Origin of the sequence: Streptomyces sp. NBC_00193 (assembly GCF_026342735.1) — a bacterium.
In the GTDB taxonomy this organism is placed as follows: domain Bacteria; phylum Actinomycetota; class Actinomycetes; order Streptomycetales; family Streptomycetaceae; genus Streptomyces; species Streptomyces stoeckheimensis.
On the sequence record NZ_JAPEMM010000002.1, the window covers coordinates 512436 to 530883 of the forward strand.

An 18448-nucleotide genomic window follows, 5' to 3' on the forward strand; every position below is an offset into this window, starting at 1 on the left:
GTCCACTGCCGATCGCGCGCCCCGGCCCCTGACCACGATCCCCCGAACCCCCCATCCAACGGGCCGCCCCGCGCCGGGGCCCGGAGGCGGGCCGGAGGTACACCCGCCCGGCGTAGGGGGGTGTCCTGCCGATCGGGCCGGGCTCGCGGGTCCGTCCGGGAGGGTGCGGTGCCTGGCCGAAGGCCGACCCCCGTCCGTTCCCGGTCCCGTACAGTCCGTGCTGCCGTCGGCCCGGCGCGGGCGGCAGCCGGCCGACGAACGGACGAACAGGGGAACAGTGATGGCCATCGAAGCCGGTCCCGTGGGGCGCCTCGCTCCCCCGGTTCCCGAGCTGGATCCCTCCGTCGTGGAACGGTGGAGCGCGGGGGGAGGGCAGCTCGTCGAGCTGCTGGCCGAGGTGTGCGGACGGCTCGGCGGGGTCGGTGCGTTCCGGCTCGGCGACGGCGCTCCCGCCGGCCGGCCGACCGTGCTGGTCACCGGTCCCGAGGCGGTCCAGCACGTGCTGGCCCTCAATCCGCAGCGCTACGTCAAGCGCTCGCACCGTGCCCGGCTGCTGGTCGGCGAGGGCGTGCTCTCCGCGACCGGCGAGGCGTGGAAGAGTCAACGCAAGCTGCTGCAGTCCCAGTTCACGGGGACCGGGATGCGCCGCTACGAGCAGCGGATCGCCGGGGCCGCCCGGGTCGCCGCCGGGCGCTGGGCCGCGTACGCCCGTACCGGGGAGGTCTTCGACGTCGGCGAGGAGATGCGGCGCTTCGCCCTCGACACCATCTGGCGCTCCCTGACCGGGCACCCGCTGGACGCGGACACCGATCGCGAACTGGGTTCCGTGGCGGCCGTGGTGGCGGCGCTGCCGACGCTGCCCGCCGATTCCGCCGACGCCGGGGAGGCGGTCGCCGAGGATCTGGCCAGGATCGACGCCGTGGCCCACCACGCCATCGCCGCCGCCCGCCGGGGGTCCGCGGGCCCCGACGGGCCGGGGCTGCTCCACCTGCTGGTGAAGGCGTCCGCCGAACGGCCCGAGTACACCGACCGGTTGATCCGCGACGAGCTGGTCACGCTGCTGGTCGCCGGGCACGAGACCACGGCCACCACGCTGACCTGGCTGTACTTGCTCCTGGACCGCCATCCCGAGGCCCGCGCGTGGGCCCTCACGGCGGGCGCCGAGGGCTCGGCCGAGCGCCGGGAGGCGATCCAGGCCCTGGTCAGCGAGACCCTGCGGCTGTACCCGTCCGCCTGGATCCTGCCCCGGCACGCCATCGAGGACGACGTCCTGGCGGGCTTCGCCGTCGAGGCGGGCACCGACGTGATCGTCTGCCCGTACCTCGCACACCGCGACCCGGTGCTGTGGCCCGATCCCGAGCGCTTCGACCCGCTGCGCTTCACCGTGCCGGGCGGCCGGCCGTCCGTCCCGGGCGGGTACGTCCCCTTCGGCATCGGCCCCCGCGCCTGTCTCGGGCTGCAGTTCGCGCTGCGCGAGTCGACGGTGTTGCTGGAGCACCTGCTGCCGGCCCATGTGCCGGCCTTCCGGTCCGTTCCCGAGGGGGCCTCCTACAGCATCACGGTCCGGCCGGACGGTCCGACGCCGGCCACGCTCGCGGCTCACCCGCTCACGGCTCACCCCGACCGGGGGCGGTGAGGCCCGTACCGCCGGGGCGGACGCCGCCACGGGGGTCCGGTGACCGTGGCGGGATCCGGCCGTGGGCCGGGGCCGGGCACGAGCGGTGTGCCGGTCCCGGAGCCGGGTGCCGGACCGTCCCCCGCGGTCCGGCAACCCGGCCGCCGGTACTTCAGGTCCTACGGGCCCGCCACAGCCCGCCGGCCAGGACACCCGCGATGAGCAGCAGGCCCGCGCCGGTGCCGCCCAGGCCCGCGCGGAGCCCCTCGGGGACGTACGAGCACGCCAGCCGGTCGGCGCCGCCGGATCCCAGGGGTACGCCGAGCAGGCCCTGGTACGAGACCGGGGCGCGGGCCGGGCCGCCGTCGACCGAGCAGCTCCAGCCGGGCGACGCCGTGGTGGCGAGCACCGCCGTGCCGTTCGAGCCCTTGGGGAGCCGTGCCTCGACGGTGTGTCCGCCGACCGTGACTGCGGTGGCCGCGCCTGCTTTCAGCCCGGCCACGGCCGCGTCGAAGGCGGCCTGGTCCAGGCAGCCGAGCGCGTCGGGCGGCAGCACCTGGCCGTCGTGCGGGGTGCGTACGGAGAAGGTGAAGCGGCCGTCGGCCGCCGCCGCGCCCAGTTCCCTGACCGGCGCGCTGACCGCGGGCGGCCTGCCGGAGAAGCTCTCGAACCGGCCACTGGCATCGTCCCGAACGGTCGCGTTCAGGTCGGGCGCGTGGAGGAAGGCGCGGGCCCCCGGGGCGCACCGCCCCGTGAACGCGGTCCAGGTCTCCGGTCCCCAGCCTTCGGCCCTGGTCAGGGCGAAGCCCGGCCCGGCCTCCGGCGTCGCGGCCGGTGCCGGGGCCGGTGCGGCGGGCCCGGCGGCGCGGGCGAGGGCGGGGACGGTGTAGACCCTGGCGCCGAGGGCGGCCTGGCGCCGGGCCCAGACGGAGCCCACGGGAGCCCCGTAGGCCTGGTCGCTGCCCGGTGCCCGGAGGGTGACCAGGGGCGGGGCGGGCAGGGTGCGGACGGTGACGCCGTCCTCGCCGACCGGCTCGAGGACGGTGCCGATGCCGAGCAGGGCCCGCAGCACCGGGTCTCCGGCGGGCCACAGGTGACGGCCGCCCATGGCCTGGCCCAGGCCGAGGCCGCGCAGTCCGCGCGCGGTCTCCACGCTCACGTAGCTGCTGTAGTAGGCGCCGCCCTGGCCGCCGACCAGCAGCGCGTCGTTGTTGGTGACGAAGACGCCCGGTCCGGCGTCGGCCCTGGTGGCGGGCCAGTTCCTGTGCGCTTCCAGGGCCTGGCGCGCGCCCTTGCCGAGCTCGGTCATGGTCTGGGGGCGTACGGGGCCGCGCCGTCGGGGGTCGTCGGCGACGGAGTTGCCGTACACGGAGTACACGGTGCCGGCGAAGACCGAGACGGCGAGCAGCAGCATGACGCCGATGCGGGCGGGGCGGCGCAGTCCGCGCGCGTAGACCAGCAGCAGGGCCGTGGTGACGGCGCCGCCGACGAGGACGCCGGTGAGGGCTTGCCCGTTGACCGGCGGGAGGTCGTAGGTGGCCGCGACGAGCAGGGCCAGCAGGCTCGCACCGCCGAGCAGGGCCCGGGGCCGGGGCATGTGGGCGAGGCAGATCCAGGCGGCCATCGCCAGCATGCCGCTGAGGACGAAGGACTCGCGGAAGGGGGCGCCGTGCGGGAGGGCCCCTCCCTGCCAGAGCTTGGCGGTGGGGGTGAGGACGAAGGAGACCCCGGTCAGCAGCAGGAGCGAGAGCCAGGCGAGGCGTTCGCGGCCGCGCACCTTCGACTGGAAGGGCAGGGTCAGGACGAGGAGGAGGACGAGCACCCCCGCGTAGACGTTCGGCGCGGGGCGGACGGGGTGGGTGCCCGGTATGAGCATCGAGAGGAAGGTCAGCGGATCGGTGTCAACGCTGACCACGTACAGCTCGGTGGGCTGGGCCCGCCGGTTGGCGAAGGCGCACACCAGGATGGCGGGGGCGGCGAGGAGCAGTCCGGTGCCGGTCATGGTGGCGGCCCGCCACAGGGCCCGGCCGCGGGTGCGCCAGTCGGTGTCGGCGAGCAGGAGCCGTACGAGGAAGACGAGCGCGGTGGCCGTGGTGGCCATGGCGGCGGTGTAGAAGTTGGCGTACCAGCACAGGGCGACGAAGAGGCTGCCGAGGACCCAACGGCGGCCGGTCAGGCACCAGTCGGCGGCTATCCCGAGCAGGGGTATCGCGACCAGGCCCCAGGTCCACATCGGGACGACGGTGCCTTCGGCGACTCCCCAGCCGCAGACGGCGTAGCCGGCGGAGAGCAGCGCGCGCAGCCAGGGCGAGCCGGGGCGCAGGCGGCCCAGGTACACGGTCATCAGGGCGGCGGCGAGGCCCATGCTGCAGAGGCTGACGAGGTAGACGGAGAGTTCCGCCTGCTGGCGGGGCAGGAGGCCGGCCAGCAGGGAGAACGGGTTGGAGAGGTAGGTGAAGAAGTCACCGAGGAATCCGACGCCGTACCCGCTCTGCCAGTTGAAGAGCAGGTCCCCCTGGGCGCCGCCGTGCTGGAGGTCCCAGAGGTGGGTGTGGAACGGCACGTATTGGTGGCGCAGGTCGTTGTCGGCGCGCGGGACGGGCCCGAAAGGGTAGACCCCGCGCGTGGCGAGACCGGCGCTGTAAGCCGCCATGGATATGAGCGCGGCCACGAGAGCGGAAAGGAATGCGATATTCCGGTTGACCCCGCCCACCTGGGACGCGACCTCTCTGCGACCTCCCCTGGAGAGGCGTTTTCCGGCAGGCGGGAGCGAAGTGGCGGTCATGTGTGGCAAACCCTCGTGCGTGACTAATCGGCCACGGAGAGGCCGCCTATTCCCGCACCCTATGTACACCGCAGAAGAATTCACGCACTCGACGCACGAATATGATCGCAATCACGGGAAGGTCCGGTCCAAGGAGCATAAAAAATGGACAATCGGCTACTTTTTACTCAACCCGCCCTCAACCCGTCCTCGGCCCGTCCTCGCCCCGCCCACTGCCCGCCACGGCCCGTCCTCGGGGAGCGGCCGGCCGGGGTGCCGGAACCCCCGGATCCCGTAGGCTCGTCGGATGGCAAAGTACTTCGACGTACACCCCGAAAACCCCCAGCCCCGCGCGATCGGCAGCATCGCCGACGGCATCCGCGCCGGAGGACTCGTCGCCTACCCGACGGACTCCTGCTACGCGCTGGGCGCCCAGCTGGGCAACCGTGAGGGTGTGGACCGGATCCGGTCCATCCGGCAGCTCGACGACCGCCACCACTTCACCCTGGTGTGCGAGAACTTCGCGCAGCTCGGCCAGTTCGTGATCATCGACAACGACGTCTTCCGCGCGATCAAGGCGTCCACCCCCGGCAGCTACACCTTCATCCTTCCGGCGACGAAGGAAGTGCCGCGCCAGCTCCAGCACCCGAAGAAGAAGACGGTGGGCGTGCGCATCCCCGACCACGTCGTGGTCCAGGCGCTGCTGGCCGAGCTCGGCGAGCCGCTGCTGTCGAGCACGCTGCTCCTGCCCGACGAGGCGGAGCCGATGACGCAGGGCTGGGAGATCAAGGACCGGCTCGACCACGTCGTGGACATGGTGGTCGACTCCGGCGACTGCGGGACGCTGCCGACGACCGTCATCGACTTCTCCAGCGGCGAGGCCGAGATCGTCCGCCGGGGCGCCGGGGACACCGCCCGCTTCGAGTAGCGGACCGGTCAAGCGGCGAGCGGGGCGGGAAGGCCGGTCCTTCCCGCCGCCCGGACGGCGTATCAGGTGCGCGGGTGCAGGACGGGCTTGAGGCCGTAGTCGAGCTCGGAGCCGTCCACGAGGAGGGCTTCCACCGTACGGGTGGCCGGATCGATGTCCGCCACCATCCCGTCACCCGAGTAGCGGGGGTAGCCGGAGGCGCCGTTCTGGCCGGTCGGTGCCACGACGGCCGAGCGGACGGCGTCGTCGGCCGACCCCTCCACCACGTGCTCGGGCACCAGCAGGATCTCGTAGGTATGCGGGGCGTGCGGTTCGGTACTCATCCCCCGACGCTAACCGGCTCCCGCGGATCATGCCGTCCGGCGCCGCCGTCGATGAGCCCCTGGAGTCCGGGGGCGTACAGGTCCGCCAGTCGCCCGGGAGCGGTACGGGTACCCGCACCATCGGGCCGGTGCAGACTCAGCGTCGCCCCCAGACCGAGCAGCTGGCCCGCGATCAGCTCGGCGCGCAGCTCCCGGTCGGCGCCGGCCAGCCGGTCGGCCAGGCGGACGGTGACCTGTTCGCGGAAGCGTTCCCGCAGCAGGGTGCGCTCGTCGTCGATGCCCAGGGAGAAGACCACCCGCAGCAGCGGGTCCCCGCGGAGCTCGTCGCGCAACCGGACCATGGTCAGCACGAGGTGGCGGCCCAGTACGGCCGACTCCGCCGCGAACAGGGCGTCGGCGGCCGGCTGGAAGTCGGCGACCGTGTTGAACAGCCCCTCCTTGCTGCCGAACCTCTTCACGATCAGCGACGGGCTGACGCCGGCGTCGGCCGCGATGCCGCGCAGGGTGACTTCGGCGTAGGGGCGCAGGGTGAAGGCCCTGCGGGCGGCGCGCACGATGGCGGCGCGGCCCGACTCCTCGGCGGTGCTCATAGGCCCTCCCGGACCGCGGGCGCGGACTTCGTCACCCCGACCGTACCGGCCTGTGCGGGCGCCGCCGGCCTGCCCGGTGGCAGGCAGAGGGCCGCCGCCAGCGCGGCGAGCGCGGCGCCGGCCGCGATCAGGAAGACGAGCAGGTACGCGTGCAGGGTGGGCACGCTGCGCCCGTCCGCCAGGAACGTGACCCGGGCGAGCACGGCCGCGACGACGGCGCTGCAACAGGCCTGGCCGACGGAGCGCATCAGGGTGTTGAGGCCGTTCGCGGCGCCCGTCTCGGTCACGGGGACGGCCCGCATGACGAGCGCGGGCAGCGCCGAGTAGGCGAGGGCGGTGCCGCAGGCGACCACCGTGGCGCCGGCCACGATCAGCCAGAGGGCGTGGTTGGTGAAGAGCCGGACGAGGTAGCCGAGGGTCATGACCGCCGCGCCGAGGGCCAGCGCGGTCCGGGGGCCGTGGGCGGCGGAGAGCCGCGCCGATACCGGGGACAGCGCGACCATGGCCAGGCCGCCGGGCAGCAGGCACAGGCCGCTCACCACGAGGGAGGCCCCGAGCCCGTACCCGGTGCTCACCGGCTCCTGCACCAGCTGGGCGGTGACCAGGGAGTTCGCGTAGAAGGCGAAGCCGACGAGCAGGGCCGCGAGGTTGGTGAGCAGGACGGCGGGGCGCGCCGAAACGCGGAGGTCGACCATCGGGGAGGCGGTGCGCAGCTCGTGGCGCCCCCAGAGGGCTCCGACGGCCAGGGAGGTGGCGAGCAGTGCGAGCGTGGGCGGGGCGGTCCAGCCCCAGTCCGCGCCCTGGGTGATCGCGAGGAGCAGGGCCACGAGCGTGGTGGCGAGCCCGAGGGTGCCCGGTACGTCGAACCGGCCCGAGGTGCGCGTCGGGGACTCGGGGACGGTCCACAGGACGAGGAGGACGTCCAGCAGGCCGAGGGCGGCCGAGGCCCAGAACATGGTGTGCCAGTCGAAGTTCTCGACGACGAGGGCCGCGGCCGGGAGGCCGATCGCGGCGCCGATCCCGAGGGTGGAGCTCATGAGGGCGATGGACGGCAGGACGCGTTCCGGGGGGAGTTCGTCGCGGATGATGCTGATGCCGAGCGGGATGACGGCGAGCGCGGTGCCCTGGAGGGCGCGGCCCGTGATCAGGACGGCGATGTCGGAGGTGACCGCGCACAGCACGGACCCGGCGGTGAGGACGCCGAGCGAGCCGAGGAGCACGCGGCGCTTGCCGTACATGTCGCCGACGCGGCCGAGCACGGGGGTGCAGACGGCGCCGGTGAGCAGGGTGACGGTGACGAGCCAGCCCGCGGCGGCGCGGCTGCTGCCCGTGAGGTCCGGGACGTGCGGCAGCAGGGGGACGACCAGGGTCTGCATGACGGCCACGATCGCCCCGCAGAACGCGAGGACGGCGACCATCGGCCGAGGCCGACGGCGCGGGTGGGGGCGGGGGTGCGTCTTGGCGGGCATACGGCTCCCGGACACTGGCCCGACGGAACGGGGGGTGCACACGCGTTCACCCCCAGGGTAAACGCGTGTGCACCCCCGTGTCCGCCCTCCGGGGCCACCGAGTTCCGGCCGCTCGCCACAGCCTAGGAGCGGCGGGCGCCGTCCCCCGGCCCGGGCACCTCGCCCCCGGGCGCCGAGGGGTGGCGCAGCAGACCGCGCGCCCATCGTTCGTTGAGGCCCGCGAGGAAGCCGATCGCGCCCCAGAAGAACCAGGTCTTCACCAGGGCCCCGTGCCCGTCGGCGGAGAGCGGGCCGGGACCGCACAGTTCGGCCGGGGAGCCCGGCGGGGTGAGCAGGGTGAGGATCCCGCCTGCGACGAGGAGGTAGAGGGCGGTGGCCAGGAACCATCCCACCACCACCCGGTACCAGCCCTCCTGGCGCAGCGCGCGGGACAGCTGGACCGGATCCACGGCCGGACCGGACCCGCCCGGACCGGACCCGCCCGGACCGTCGCCGGCGACCAGGCTGTCGCGGATCAGCTGCCGGGGATCGCGCAGCCGGACGATCACGCTGAAGACCGCGCCCATCGCCCCGCCGGCGAAGCAGACGAGCGCCCCTGCCAGGGCGAGGCGCTCCTGGCAGCCGAGGCCCACGCCGAAGAGCCTGGGCACCCACTCCCCGAGCGCGAAGACCACGAGCAGGATCACCGGACTGATCACGATCCCGCAGGTCAAGCCGGTGTTCAGGCCGCGCGCCCCGGCCGTGGCCGTATCGGCCTCCAGCCGCGTCCCGGCCAGCGCGACGGCCGTCTCCAGCCGGGCCACGTCCGCCCCCTGGGCCACGGCGCGCAGGGCGCGGAGCAGCTCCTCGGTGACCGCGACGCGCGTCCGGCGCTCGAAGGCCCGCTGCGCGGCCGTGTGCAGGCCGTCGAGGCGGAGCATCAGCTCCGGTTCGGCGCACCACAGTTCCCGCAGCCGCTCCGGATCGATGCCGGGCACCTCTTCGAGTGCCCGTATTTCCCCGTCGGCCGCGCCGTCGAACCACTCGCGCACATCGCGCAGCATCGGCTTCCCCTCTTCGCACAGCAGTTGTATCCGCCTTCGCCGCGCGAGGATAGCCGTCGGCCCGGCCGAGCGCCGCCGTCGGCCCGGCAGATCGCCACCGTCGGCCCGGCGGATCCCGGCCGTCAGTCCGGCCGAGCGCCGCCGTCAGTCCGCGGGTCGGTCCTCGTGCCCGGGCACCCGGCCCGGCGGCCCGCCGCTGCCGACCGCGCGGAAGAGGGCGTGGAGCAGCACCGCGGCGAGCGTGCCCGCCACCACCCCGCTGCCGAGGACGGTCCGGGCCCAGGTGGGGAACCCCTGGTAGAGGTCGGGGGCCACCACCGGCAGCAGTCCGGCGGTGAGGGCCAGCGCGATCACGGTGGAGCCCCCGCCGGCGCCGGGCGCGGTCCGCCCGAGCATGTCGACGCCCATCACCGCGATGATCCCGTAGATCACCAGCGCGGATCCGCCCACGACGGGTGCGGGGACCGCGGCGATCAGCCGGGAGACGGGTGCCAGCAGGCCGACGGCGACGAGCAGCACTCCCGCGCCGGCGGTCACGAAGCGGCTGCGGACCCCGGTGAGCCGTCCGATGCCGATGTTCTCGGCGCTCGTGACCATCAGCGAGGTGCCGAACAGTCCGCCGAACACCGAGATCAGCGCGTCGGCCCGGGCCACCCGGGGCACGTCGCGTCCGGGGTCGCTCGCGCGCCCCACGGTCTCGCTGTTCAGGACGGTCTGCCCGGTGATCTCCGCGAGGGTGGTCAGGCTGAAGACGAGGAGGGGCAGCGCGGCGAGCACGTCGAAGTGCGGTGCGCCGTACGGGAGGAGGTGCGGGAGGGTCAGGCCCCCGCCGGCTCCGCCCACGGGCGCGAGGTGACCGAGGCCGGTCGTGAGCGCGATGAGGGTGCCCGCGCCCATGCCGAGGAGGACGGCGGTCTGCCGCCAGATCCCGCGCAGCACCATGAGGAACAGCACCGTGCAGCCGATGGTGGCGCCGGCCAGCACGACGGCCGAGGGCGCGGCGTACCCGGGACTTCCGGGGCGGCCTGTGACCAGTTGGGCGGCGACCCGGATCATCGCGATCCCGATGAGCAGCACGGTGGTGCCCATGACCAGGGGCGGGAAGAGCCGGACGACCTTCGCGTAGAAGGGCAGTACGGCGAAGAGCAGCGCCGCGGCGAGGAGCACCGAGCCGGTCGCGGTCGCGGGGCCGTGGTCCTTGGCTATCTGGAGGAAGAGCGCGGTGGCCGCCCCGCCGGGGAGCATGACGAACGGCAGCCGGGCCCCGAACCGCCACACCCCGAGGGACTGGAGCAGGGTGCCGGCGCCGCAGAGCACGAGGGTGGCGCTGAGCAGGGAGGCGGTGTGCGCGGCGCCGAGGCCGAGCGCCTGGCCGGTCAGGAACGTGGTGGAGACGGGCGCGGCCACCATGGCCAGGACGTGCTGGGCGGACAGCGGGGCCAGCCGGCGCAGCGGCAGCCGCTCGTCCACCGGGCTGACCGGGGCCGTGGTCTTCGCGGCCTTCGTGGCCTTCGCGGCCTTCGCGGAGGCGGCTCTCATCGGGCGGCCTCTCTGTTCAGCCAGGGCAGCTCTTCGGCGGTGTAGCGGTAGGCGCGGAAAACCGCGTTGGGTTCCGACGGGAACAGGCCGCGGACCTCGGACTCCTGGTAGGCGCCGAAGTGGGGGACGACGTACTCCCAGCAGAGGTAGCCCTCGGGGGTCACCTCGAAGAGGCGGCCGGACGGGGAGTCGGTGACGAGGGTGTTGCCGCCGGCGAGGCGCTGGGCGCTGCCCATGAACGGGGCGAAGAAGGCCTCGCGGGCGGGGTCGTGGTACTCCCAGACGATCTTGCCCGAGGAGCGCTCGACCTCGATGACCCGGGAGTAGGGGACGTCCGATCCGGGCCGGAAGACGCCGTTGTCGAACACCAGCACCCTGCCGTCGGCGAGTTCGGTGGGTGCGTGCTGCTGCGAGACGACTCCGGGCTCGGTGCGCCAGAGGATCTCGCCGGTCTCCCGGCTGATGACGACGACGGCGGAGACGCTGCGCAGGCTGGCGAGGACGTTCCCGTCGGCCAGCGGTACGACGCTGTTGATGAGCGGCCAGTGTTCGCGCGCGTAGTCGGGGTGCAGGGCGTACTCGGCCCGGTCGAGGTGTTCGGCCGCGCTCCAGGACCAGCGTACGGAGCCGTCGGCGTCGACCTCGGTGATGGTGTCGGCCCACACCGTGCCGTCGGCCGCCTCCGACCCGGGCACTCCCCCGAGCACGCCCGCCGCGTCGTCCCCGCGCAGCGGTTCGAGCGCGGTGTAGAGCACGCGCCCGCCGCCGAGGTGGTGGGCGTCGTGGTGCTGGAGGGGGTCGCGGTGTTCCCGCAGGACGGTGCCGTCCGGGGTGGCTTCGAGCATCACGCCGCCGCGGTACTTGTGCCACATCGGGAAGAGCGCCTCCTCGCCGGGGAGCACACCGCTGTAGGCGAGGTTGCCGTTGGCGAGGATCCGGGCGTGCCGGCCGGGGCGGTAGGGCAGCCGCCACTCGTGGACCACCTCGCCGTGGATGTCGATCAGGTACACCTCGCCGGTGCCGGTGAGCGGGGCGAAGAGGGTGTACCCGCCTGCCGTGGCGTCGGGGTCGAGGGCGATGAGACCGGTGCCGCGGCGGCGGCGGAAGTTCTGGTCGACCGGGGGCATGCTGTCCTCCTGCGGAGCGTGAAACTTTGTTTGATACGAGCAATCTTCTTTGAAGTTAGCGGTGCGTTGTTGCGGCACTGTGAAGGGCGTGCGAAGCCCGCGGCCGGGTGCGGGAAGATGATCGTCAGAGGCGGGGTACGAGGAGCGGGGTGTGCGGTCAGGTGGAAGACGAGACGTCCGAGCGGAGGATCGGTGCGGGCATCCGCAGGCGGCGCAGGGCGCTGGACCTCACCCTCGCCGAGGTGGCCGCGCGCAGCGGGCTGTCCTCGCCCTTCCTCAGCCAGATCGAGAACGACCGGGCCCGCCCCAGCATGCGTTCGCTCCAGCGGGTGGCCGACGCCCTGGACACCACGGCCGTGCAGCTGATGGCCGCCGGTGAGACCCCGCGCCGCGTGGACATCGTGCGGGCCGACGCCGATCCCGGGCTCGATGCCGGGCTCGAATCCGGGGCGGATGCGGGAGCGAATTCCCGTGCGGATGCCGGGGTGGATGCCGGGCCGGATCGGACGGCCCGGGTCCGTCCGCTCGTACGCGGCCAGCACCAGATGCACGCGCTGGAGTTCACCGGGGACCACGACGCCGAGCGCGCGTTCCGGCACCGCAACGACGAGTTGATGTACGTCGCCGACGGCGTCGCCGAGGTGGAGGTGGACGGGCGGACCCACCGTCTGGGCCGCGGCGACACGTTGTACCTCACCGGCGGGGTGGAGCACCGCTGGCGGGCAGTGGAGGCGGGCACGCGGGTGCTGCTCGTCGCCGTCGCCGATCACGTCGAGGCCGTCGTGGACCCCCTCGGCTGAGGCGGGGCCCACAGCGTCCCCGAGGCCGTGTGGCCGTGTGGCCGGTGGCGCGCGTCCCGCCTCAGGCAGCCGTGCGGGCCTCGCGCAGGGCCTGGTGGACGGACCAGGCCACCGAGACCAGGGGCACCGCCACAACGGCCCCCACGATCCCGGCGGCGATGGCTCCCGCGACCACGGACAGGGCCACCACCATCGGGTGCAGGCGCACCGCCCAGCTCATCACGAGGGGGTGCAGCAGGTGCCCTTCGATCTGGCCGATGACCACGATGAGCGCGACCACCAGGGCCGCCACGAGCGGCCCCTGGGTGGCGAGGGCGACGACGGCGGCCACACCGAGGGCGACCGGGGACCCGATGAGCGGGACGAAGGCGGCGACGAACTCCAGCAGGGCGAGCGGGACGGCCAGCGGGACGCCGAGGAGGTAGAGCGCGATGCCCACGAGGACGGCGTTGGTCGCGGCCACGAGCACGATGCCGTGGGTGTAGCCAGTGAAGGTCCGCCACGCGGCCCGTCCGGCCGCGGCCACCCGCTCCCGTGCGCCTCCGGGCAGTTGTGCGCAGAACCAGTTCCACTGCCGGTCGCCCGAGTAGGTGAAGAAGACCGAGCAGAACAGCCCGAGGGCCGCCACGGTGAACACCGCCACGACCCGTCCCGCACCGCTGAGCGCCGTGCTCAGCAGGGTGGAGCGGTGGCTCGACAGGTAGTCGCCGATCTTCGACTGGGCGTCGCTCAGGGCGTGCGCGTCGAGCCGGAACGGCGGTCCCTGGAGCCAGCTCTGGATCCGGCCCAGCCCGTCGCGGAACTCGCGCACCAGCGCCGGCCATTCCCCCTCGACGGCCTCGCCGACCAGCGCGAGGGCGCCGAGCACCAGGATCAGGCTGCCGATCAGCGCGCAGGCCACGGCGAGCCCGCGGGGCATCACCCGGGCCAGCAGCCCGGCGGGCGGGCGCAGCATGGCCGCCGCGACCAGGCCGAGGAAGAGGGCCAGGGCGAGCTCGTGGAACCGTCCCAGGACGGCGAACACCGCGTACGCCGCCGCGCCGACGACCAGCAGCCGCCAGGCGTACCCGGCCGCCGTCCGCAGGCCCGGGGCCACCGGGGTCTCCGCCCGTGCGGCGGTCGGGGACGCCGCGCCGGCCGGGGTACGGTCCCGGCCGGCCCGGTCCGCGCCGCGGGGGCGGCCGCCGGGCGGGAGCCGCCGGGCGGGCCGCGTCACGAGTCGCCTGGTCATGTGCGGCCGCACCTCCGGGGTGTGTTGGTCCCCTCGGGCTATCACCCCGGTGGCGGCCGCCCCGTGCGCCGCGCAGCGCGTTCGCCCGAAGGCCTCATCACCGTTGGGCCGAAGGAGCCGAAGGAGCCGAAGGAGTGGGCCCGGGCGTTGCCCCTGCTCGGGTGAGTTCGCTGGTCACAGGGGGTTTCCCGGACCGGGCCGCCGACGGGCGACGGGAAACCCGTCGACCCCGGTGCCCGCCGGGGACAGGCTCTTGGTGTCAGCACGGAGCAAGACCCGAGGGGACACCATGCGCAAGATGATCCGCGGCGCCGCCGCGTTCGCCACCGCCGCGGCCGCCGTCGTCGCACTGAGCGGAGCCGCCGGAGCGTCCGGCGCGCAGCCGGCCGACACGTGGGCCGGCTGCCCGGACGGGGCGGTCTGCATCTACCCACAGAACCAGAACCCCGCCGTCAGCCCGAGCCACGTCTTCTACAGCTACGGGGCCCACAACCTCACCAACCAGTACGGCAACCACTGGGTCCTCAACAACCAGTACGGCGGGGCCACCGCACGTCTGTGCGCCGGCTCCAACGGGGTCAACTGCGGCAACCCCATCGCCCAGGGCACCGGGGTCTACGCCGACCTCGGGCCGGTCAACTCGATCACCCTCAACCGCTAGCGACAGCCAGGGACAGGCGAGCACGTAAGCCTGTTCTGCATACGTAAAGGCGTTCCGGAGCCCGGCACCCGGCCGGGCTCCGGAACGCCGCCGTTTCCCGCCACACCGCACGAACGGCCGGTCGGCCCTCCGACCCCCGCGATAGCCTGGGCACCTGCCTCTCACAGCCTGGGCGCACATTGCCATGGGGGACCTCTTGGGGGATCCGGACCGCGTGAGCGGGACCGCGGCGGGCTTTCCCGCCCAGTTGAGAAGGTTGCGCGTGCAGCGCGGCCTGTCGCTCGGCGACCTCGCCCGGCGCACGCACTACAGCAAGGGCTACCTCAGCAAGATCGAGACCGGTGCGAAGCCGGTCACCCTCGATGTCGCCCGCAGCTGCGACCGGGTCCTCGAAGCCGGGGGCGAACTCCTGCGGCTGGTACCGGAGCGCCCGGAGAACGAGGAGTCCGGGCGCCCGGCAGCCGGATCCCGTGCCGAGCAGGCCCACCGGCCCGGCCCCTCCGACCCTCCCTACCCTCCCGGCACCCCCGGCCCGCCCCGCCAGCGCGGTCCGCAGTCGGACGGCGCGTGCCCCTACCGCGGCCTGTCCGCGTTCACCCCGCAGGACTCCCGGTGGTTCTTCGGCCGGGAGCGGGCCACGGCCGCCCTCGTCGAGCGGGTCCACGACCGGCTCGGGCACGGCCCGTTGCTCCTCGTCGCCCGATCGGGCGCAGGCAAGTCCTCCCTGCTCAGCGCGGGTCTGGTACCGGCCCTGCGGCGCGGCGGGCTCCCGGTGGCGGGGGCCGACGGCTGGCCGGTCGTCCGGTTCACCCCCACCGCGCACCCGCTGCGGGAGCTGCTCGAAGCCACCGTCAAGGCGGTGGGGGGCGACCTCGGCGTCACCCCGGAGCAGTTGACCGCCCACCCGGAACGCCTGCTCGAATCCGTCCACCGGCTGACGAGCGGGACCGGCCCCCTCCCCGCGTCGGACGGGCTCCGGCCGGCGACCGTGCGGCCGGTGTTGCTCGTCGACCAGTTCGAAGAGCTGTTCACCCTCTGCTCCGACGAGGAGGAGCGGCGCGCCTTCGTACGGGTGCTCCTCGCCCTGGCCGCCGCTCCCCCGGCGGCGGCGCCCGGCGGCGCGTACGACCCCGCCGTCGTCGTGCTCGGTGTGCGGGCCGACTTCTCCGGGGAGTGCCTGGAACTACCCGAGCTGGCCGCCGTGTTCAGCGACGGGCTGTTCGTCCTGCCCCCGATGTCCGTGGCGGAGCTGCGGGAGTCGATCACGCGCCCGGCCGAGCTCGCCGGACTCGTACTGGAGCCGGGGCTGGTCCCGCTGCTCCTGCGGGACGCGGGCGTACGGGACCCCGGTGCGGGGGATCCCCGTGCGGAGGCCCCTGGTGCGGAGGCCCCCGGGGCGCGCCCCGGCAGCGGTCCGGACGCCTGGCCGGGGGAGGCTCCTTCCAGCGCCCTGCCCCTGATGTCCCACGCGCTGATGGCCACCTGGCAGCGGCGCGAGGGATCCACGCTCACCGTCGCGGGGTACGCGTACGCCGGCGGCATCCAGGGCGCCGTGGCGCGCAGCGCCGAGCACGTGTTCGCCCGCCTGTACCCGGCCGAGCAGCGGATGGTCCGGCGGCTCCTCGTCCGGCTGGTGCACATCGCCGACGGCACGGGGCCCACCCGGCGCCGGATGAACCGCACCGCACTGCTGGAGGGCCAGGCCGACTCCGTGCGGGCCGCGGCCGCCCTGGACGCCTTCGTCCGGGCCCGGCTGATCAGCACGGACAGCGACACCGTCGAGATCACCCACGAGGCCCTGCTGCACGCCTGGCCGCGGCTGCGCGGCTGGATCCACGCCGACCGGGCCGGGCTGCTCGTCCACCAGCAACTGGCCCAGGCCGCCGACGAATGGGTGCGCGAGGGCCGCGACCCGTCGGTGCTGTACCGCGGCAGCCGCCTCGCCACCGCCCGCACCTGGGCCGACGAGCTGGACGGCCGCAGCCGCCTGGGTCCCCGGGAGGCCGCCTTCCTCGACGCGAGCCGGGCCGCGGAGGAAGCCCGCGATCGTCAGGACCGGCTCCGGGTCCGCCTGCACCAGCGGATGCTGGCCACCCTCGTCGTCCTGCTCCTGCTGGCGCTGACCGCCGGCGGGGTGGCGTACCAGCAGCGCGCGGGGGCGCTCGGGCAGGAGCGGACCGCCCGTTCCCAGGCCCTGGCCGCCCGGTCGCTGTCCCTGTCAGCCGGGCAGCCCGAGGCCTCCATGCTGCTCGCCGAGGCGGCCTACCGGGCCGAGGCAACGCCCGAGGCCCGCGGCGCCCTGCTCAGCACCCAGTCCCAGCCCTTCCTGGCCCGGCTAGGCGGGCACGGCGGGCCGGTCAACGCGGTGGCCTTCGCCCCCGACGGCCGGACCCTGGCGACCGCCGGGTCCGACGGGAAGGTGCTGCTGCGGCGGGTGGCCGACCGGACCACGCTCGCCGCCTTCACCGCGCCCGGCCGGGTGCGCACCGTCGCCTTCAGCCCCGACGGGCGGACCCTGGCGGCCGGTTCCACCGACGGGCCGGTCCGGCTCTGGCCCCTCGGCTCCGGCAGTGGCTCCGGCGGTGGTTCCGGCGGCGCCGTGTCGGTGCTGCCCCCGAGTACGGCGGGTGCCCGGGCGGTGGCCTTCGCCCCCGACGGGGACACCCTGGCCGTGGCCGCAGCCGACGGGACCATCCAGTTGCGGGACACCGCCGGGGACCACCGCGAGCGGGCCGTCCTGACCGGGCACACCGCGCGGGTCAACACCCTGGCCTACGCCCCGGACGGCCGGAGCCTCGTATCGGCCGGCGCCGACGGGACCGTACGGCTGTGGGACACGCGACGGGCGGAGCCGGCCGCCGTTCTGGAGGGGCACACCGGGGAGGTGCTGGGCGCGGCCTTCGCACCGGACGGGCGTACGGTCGCCACCGGCGGGGTCGACCGTACGGTGCGGCTGTGGGACGTCGACGGGCGGCGCGCGGCCGCGACACTGGCCGGGCACAGCGACGACGTCAACTCCGTGGCCTACACGCCGGACGGCACCACCGTCATCAGCGGGGGCGGCGACGGCACCACCCGGCTGTGGGACGTCCGGGGCGCCCGGCTCACGGCGACGCTGGCCGGGCACACCGACTACGTGCTGGCCGTCTCCGTGGATCCGACGGGATCGGTGCTCGCCACCGCCGCGTTCGACCAGTCCGTCGTGCTCTGGGACCTGCGGGGGCCGGTGCTGACGGCGCGCCCGTTCACCGAGGTGTGGCACGCCGCGTACAGCCCCGACGGGAAACTCCTCGCCACGGCCGACGCCGCTCACACGGTGCGGGTGTGGGACGTGCCGGAACGGCGGATTCTGGCCACTTTCACGGGACACACCGAGACGGTGTTCTCGGTGGCGTTCGCCCCCGACGGACGCACCCTCGCCTCGGCCGGCGCCGACGGCACCGTACGCCTCTGGGACACCGGCACGCGCGCTCCGCTCGCCACCCTCACCGGGCACACCGGGACCGTGTTCTCGGTGGCGTTCGCCCCCGACGGACGCACCCTCGCCTCGGCCGGCGCCGACGGCACCGTACGCCTCTGGGACACCGGCACGCGCAGTCCGCTCGCCATCCTCACCGGGCACACCGACTTCGCCAACGACGTCGTCTTCAGCCCCGACGGACGGACCCTGGCCAGCGCCGGGGACGATCTGACCGTCCGGCTGTGGGACGTGGCCGGGCGCCGCCCGCTCGCCGCGCTCAGCGGGCACGCGGGGGCGGTACGGGCCGTCGCGTTCGGCCCGGACGGGCGGACGCTGGCGAGCAGCGGCAACGACGGCACCGTACGGCTGTGGGACGCCGACCAGCGGCGCGTCACCGCGGTGCTGACGGGGCACACCGGCTCGGCGCGGGGCATCGCCTTCTCCCCCGACGGGCGGACCCTGGCGAGCAGCGGCAACGACCGTACGGTGCGGCTGTGGGACGTGCCCGGACACCGGCTCCGGGCCGTGCTGGCAGGCCACACCAACGCGGTGTGGGGAGTCGTCTTCTCCCCCGACGGGCGCACCCTGGCGAGCAGCAGCAACGACGGCACCGTACGGCTGTGGAACCCGGATCCCGGCGCCCGGCTGGCGGACATCTGCCGGTCGGTGGGCCGCCTCGGACCGCGGGAGCGGCAGGCGCTGGTGCCCGGCCTGCCCGTGCGGGGGGCGCGCGGCTGCTAGTTGGTGTCTTGTCGATCGGTCCGGCCTACCCGCACCACACGCCCTAAGCCGTCCGGGGTTTCCTCCGGGGTTTCCCGTTGCCCGTTCGGGTGGTGCCGCGTCCGGACCTCGACGGGGCGCGGCGGCGGCCGACAGGCTGGTCCACGAATCCGGATCC

13 protein-coding genes are annotated in these 18448 nt (G+C 74.6%); 5 read left to right on the forward strand and 8 right to left on the reverse strand.

Features of this window, described 5'->3' with window-relative positions; genetic code table 11:
- Window positions 1-280 precede the first annotated feature (280 nt).
- Window positions 281-1636, forward strand: a complete 1356-nt coding sequence (locus OG898_RS30425; RefSeq protein WP_266961292.1) for a cytochrome P450 — start codon at window positions 281-283, stop codon at window positions 1634-1636.
- A gap of 151 nt (window positions 1637-1787) precedes the next feature.
- Here the strand turns inward: OG898_RS30425 and OG898_RS30430 are convergent, their stop codons facing one another.
- A complete protein-coding gene (locus OG898_RS30430) occupies window positions 1788-4268 on the reverse strand; it encodes a YfhO family protein (RefSeq protein WP_266961294.1) in 2481 nt (826 codons plus the stop codon).
- 418 nt (window positions 4269-4686) lie between these two features.
- On the opposite strand from OG898_RS30430, the gene OG898_RS30435 reads away from it, so the two are divergent.
- Complete coding sequence (locus OG898_RS30435; RefSeq protein WP_250745811.1) at window positions 4687-5307, forward strand: L-threonylcarbamoyladenylate synthase; 621 nt, start codon at window positions 4687-4689, stop codon at window positions 5305-5307.
- Between the two features lie 62 nt (window positions 5308-5369).
- Here the strand turns inward: OG898_RS30435 and OG898_RS30440 are convergent, their stop codons facing one another.
- The 6 genes from OG898_RS30440 to OG898_RS30465 form a co-directional block, all read right to left on the reverse strand.
- Complete coding sequence (locus OG898_RS30440; protein WP_250745812.1) at window positions 5370-5630, reverse strand: hypothetical protein; 261 nt, start codon at window positions 5628-5630, stop codon at window positions 5370-5372.
- A complete protein-coding gene (locus OG898_RS30445; protein ID WP_266961298.1) occupies window positions 5627-6220 on the reverse strand; it encodes a TetR/AcrR family transcriptional regulator in 594 nt (197 codons plus the stop codon). Before OG898_RS30445 ends, OG898_RS30440 begins: the two co-directional genes overlap by 4 nt.
- Window positions 6217-7638: an MFS transporter gene (locus OG898_RS30450; RefSeq protein ID WP_266961300.1), complete on the reverse strand. Its 1422-nt coding sequence runs from the start codon at window positions 7636-7638 to the stop codon at window positions 6217-6219. Before OG898_RS30450 ends, OG898_RS30445 begins: the two co-directional genes overlap by 4 nt.
- A 173-nt stretch (window positions 7639-7811) precedes the next feature.
- Window positions 7812-8732 (reverse strand): hypothetical protein, encoded by a 921-nt coding sequence (locus OG898_RS30455; RefSeq protein WP_250745815.1) that lies wholly within the window; start codon window positions 8730-8732, stop codon window positions 7812-7814.
- 144 nt (window positions 8733-8876) lie between these two features.
- On the reverse strand, window positions 8877-10271 hold the full coding sequence (locus OG898_RS30460) for a uracil-xanthine permease family protein (protein ID WP_266961302.1): 1395 nt from the start codon (window positions 10269-10271) through the stop codon (window positions 8877-8879).
- Window positions 10268-11398, reverse strand: coding sequence for an aryl-sulfate sulfotransferase (locus OG898_RS30465; protein WP_266961304.1), 1131 nt, complete (start codon window positions 11396-11398; stop codon window positions 10268-10270). The genes OG898_RS30460 and OG898_RS30465 overlap by 4 nt, the downstream gene beginning before the upstream one ends.
- 161 nt (window positions 11399-11559) lie before the next feature.
- On the opposite strand from OG898_RS30465, the gene OG898_RS30470 reads away from it, so the two are divergent.
- Window positions 11560-12198, forward strand: a complete 639-nt coding sequence (locus tag OG898_RS30470) for a helix-turn-helix domain-containing protein (RefSeq protein WP_250745818.1) — start codon at window positions 11560-11562, stop codon at window positions 12196-12198.
- Window positions 12199-12259: 61 nt separating this feature from the next.
- Here the strand turns inward: OG898_RS30470 and OG898_RS30475 are convergent, their stop codons facing one another.
- Window positions 12260-13429, reverse strand: coding sequence for an AI-2E family transporter (locus OG898_RS30475; RefSeq protein ID WP_266961306.1), 1170 nt, complete (start codon window positions 13427-13429; stop codon window positions 12260-12262).
- A 289-nt stretch (window positions 13430-13718) separates the two neighbouring features.
- Here OG898_RS30475 and OG898_RS30480 point away from each other — a divergent pair, with 289 nt between their 5' ends.
- Window positions 13719-14090: a hypothetical protein gene (locus OG898_RS30480; protein ID WP_250745820.1), complete on the forward strand. Its 372-nt coding sequence runs from the start codon at window positions 13719-13721 to the stop codon at window positions 14088-14090.
- Window positions 14091-14274: 184 nt separating this feature from the next.
- Window positions 14275-18291, forward strand: coding sequence for a helix-turn-helix domain-containing protein (locus OG898_RS30485; RefSeq protein WP_266961309.1), 4017 nt, complete (start codon window positions 14275-14277; stop codon window positions 18289-18291).
- Window positions 18292-18448 lie beyond the last annotated feature (157 nt).

What these genes read in the sequence shown, in the direction of transcription:
- OG898_RS30425 (WP_266961292.1), top strand. Translation starts at nt 281, where the DNA reads ATGGCCATCGAAGCCGGTCCCGTGGGGCGCCTCGCTCCCCCGGTTCCC.
- OG898_RS30430 (WP_266961294.1), bottom strand. Translation starts at nt 4,268, where the DNA reads ATGGCGGCTTACAGCGCCGGTCTCGCCACGCGCGGGGTCTACCCTTTC.
- OG898_RS30435 (WP_250745811.1), top strand. Translation starts at nt 4,687, where the DNA reads ATGGCAAAGTACTTCGACGTACACCCCGAAAACCCCCAGCCCCGCGCG.
- OG898_RS30440 (WP_250745812.1), bottom strand. Translation starts at nt 5,630, where the DNA reads ATGAGTACCGAACCGCACGCCCCGCATACCTACGAGATCCTGCTGGTG.
- OG898_RS30445 (WP_266961298.1), bottom strand. Translation starts at nt 6,220, where the DNA reads ATGAGCACCGCCGAGGAGTCGGGCCGCGCCGCCATCGTGCGCGCCGCC.
- OG898_RS30450 (WP_266961300.1), bottom strand. Translation starts at nt 7,638, where the DNA reads ATGGTCGCCGTCCTCGCGTTCTGCGGGGCGATCGTGGCCGTCATGCAG.
- OG898_RS30455 (WP_250745815.1), bottom strand. Translation starts at nt 8,732, where the DNA reads ATGCTGCGCGATGTGCGCGAGTGGTTCGACGGCGCGGCCGACGGGGAA.
- OG898_RS30460 (WP_266961302.1), bottom strand. Translation starts at nt 10,271, where the DNA reads ATGAGAGCCGCCTCCGCGAAGGCCGCGAAGGCCACGAAGGCCGCGAAG.
- OG898_RS30465 (WP_266961304.1), bottom strand. Translation starts at nt 11,398, where the DNA reads ATGCCCCCGGTCGACCAGAACTTCCGCCGCCGCCGCGGCACCGGTCTC.
- OG898_RS30475 (WP_266961306.1), bottom strand. Translation starts at nt 13,429, where the DNA reads ATGACCAGGCGACTCGTGACGCGGCCCGCCCGGCGGCTCCCGCCCGGC.
- OG898_RS30480 (WP_250745820.1), top strand. Translation starts at nt 13,719, where the DNA reads ATGCGCAAGATGATCCGCGGCGCCGCCGCGTTCGCCACCGCCGCGGCC.
- OG898_RS30485 (WP_266961309.1), top strand. Translation starts at nt 14,275, where the DNA reads ATGGGGGACCTCTTGGGGGATCCGGACCGCGTGAGCGGGACCGCGGCG.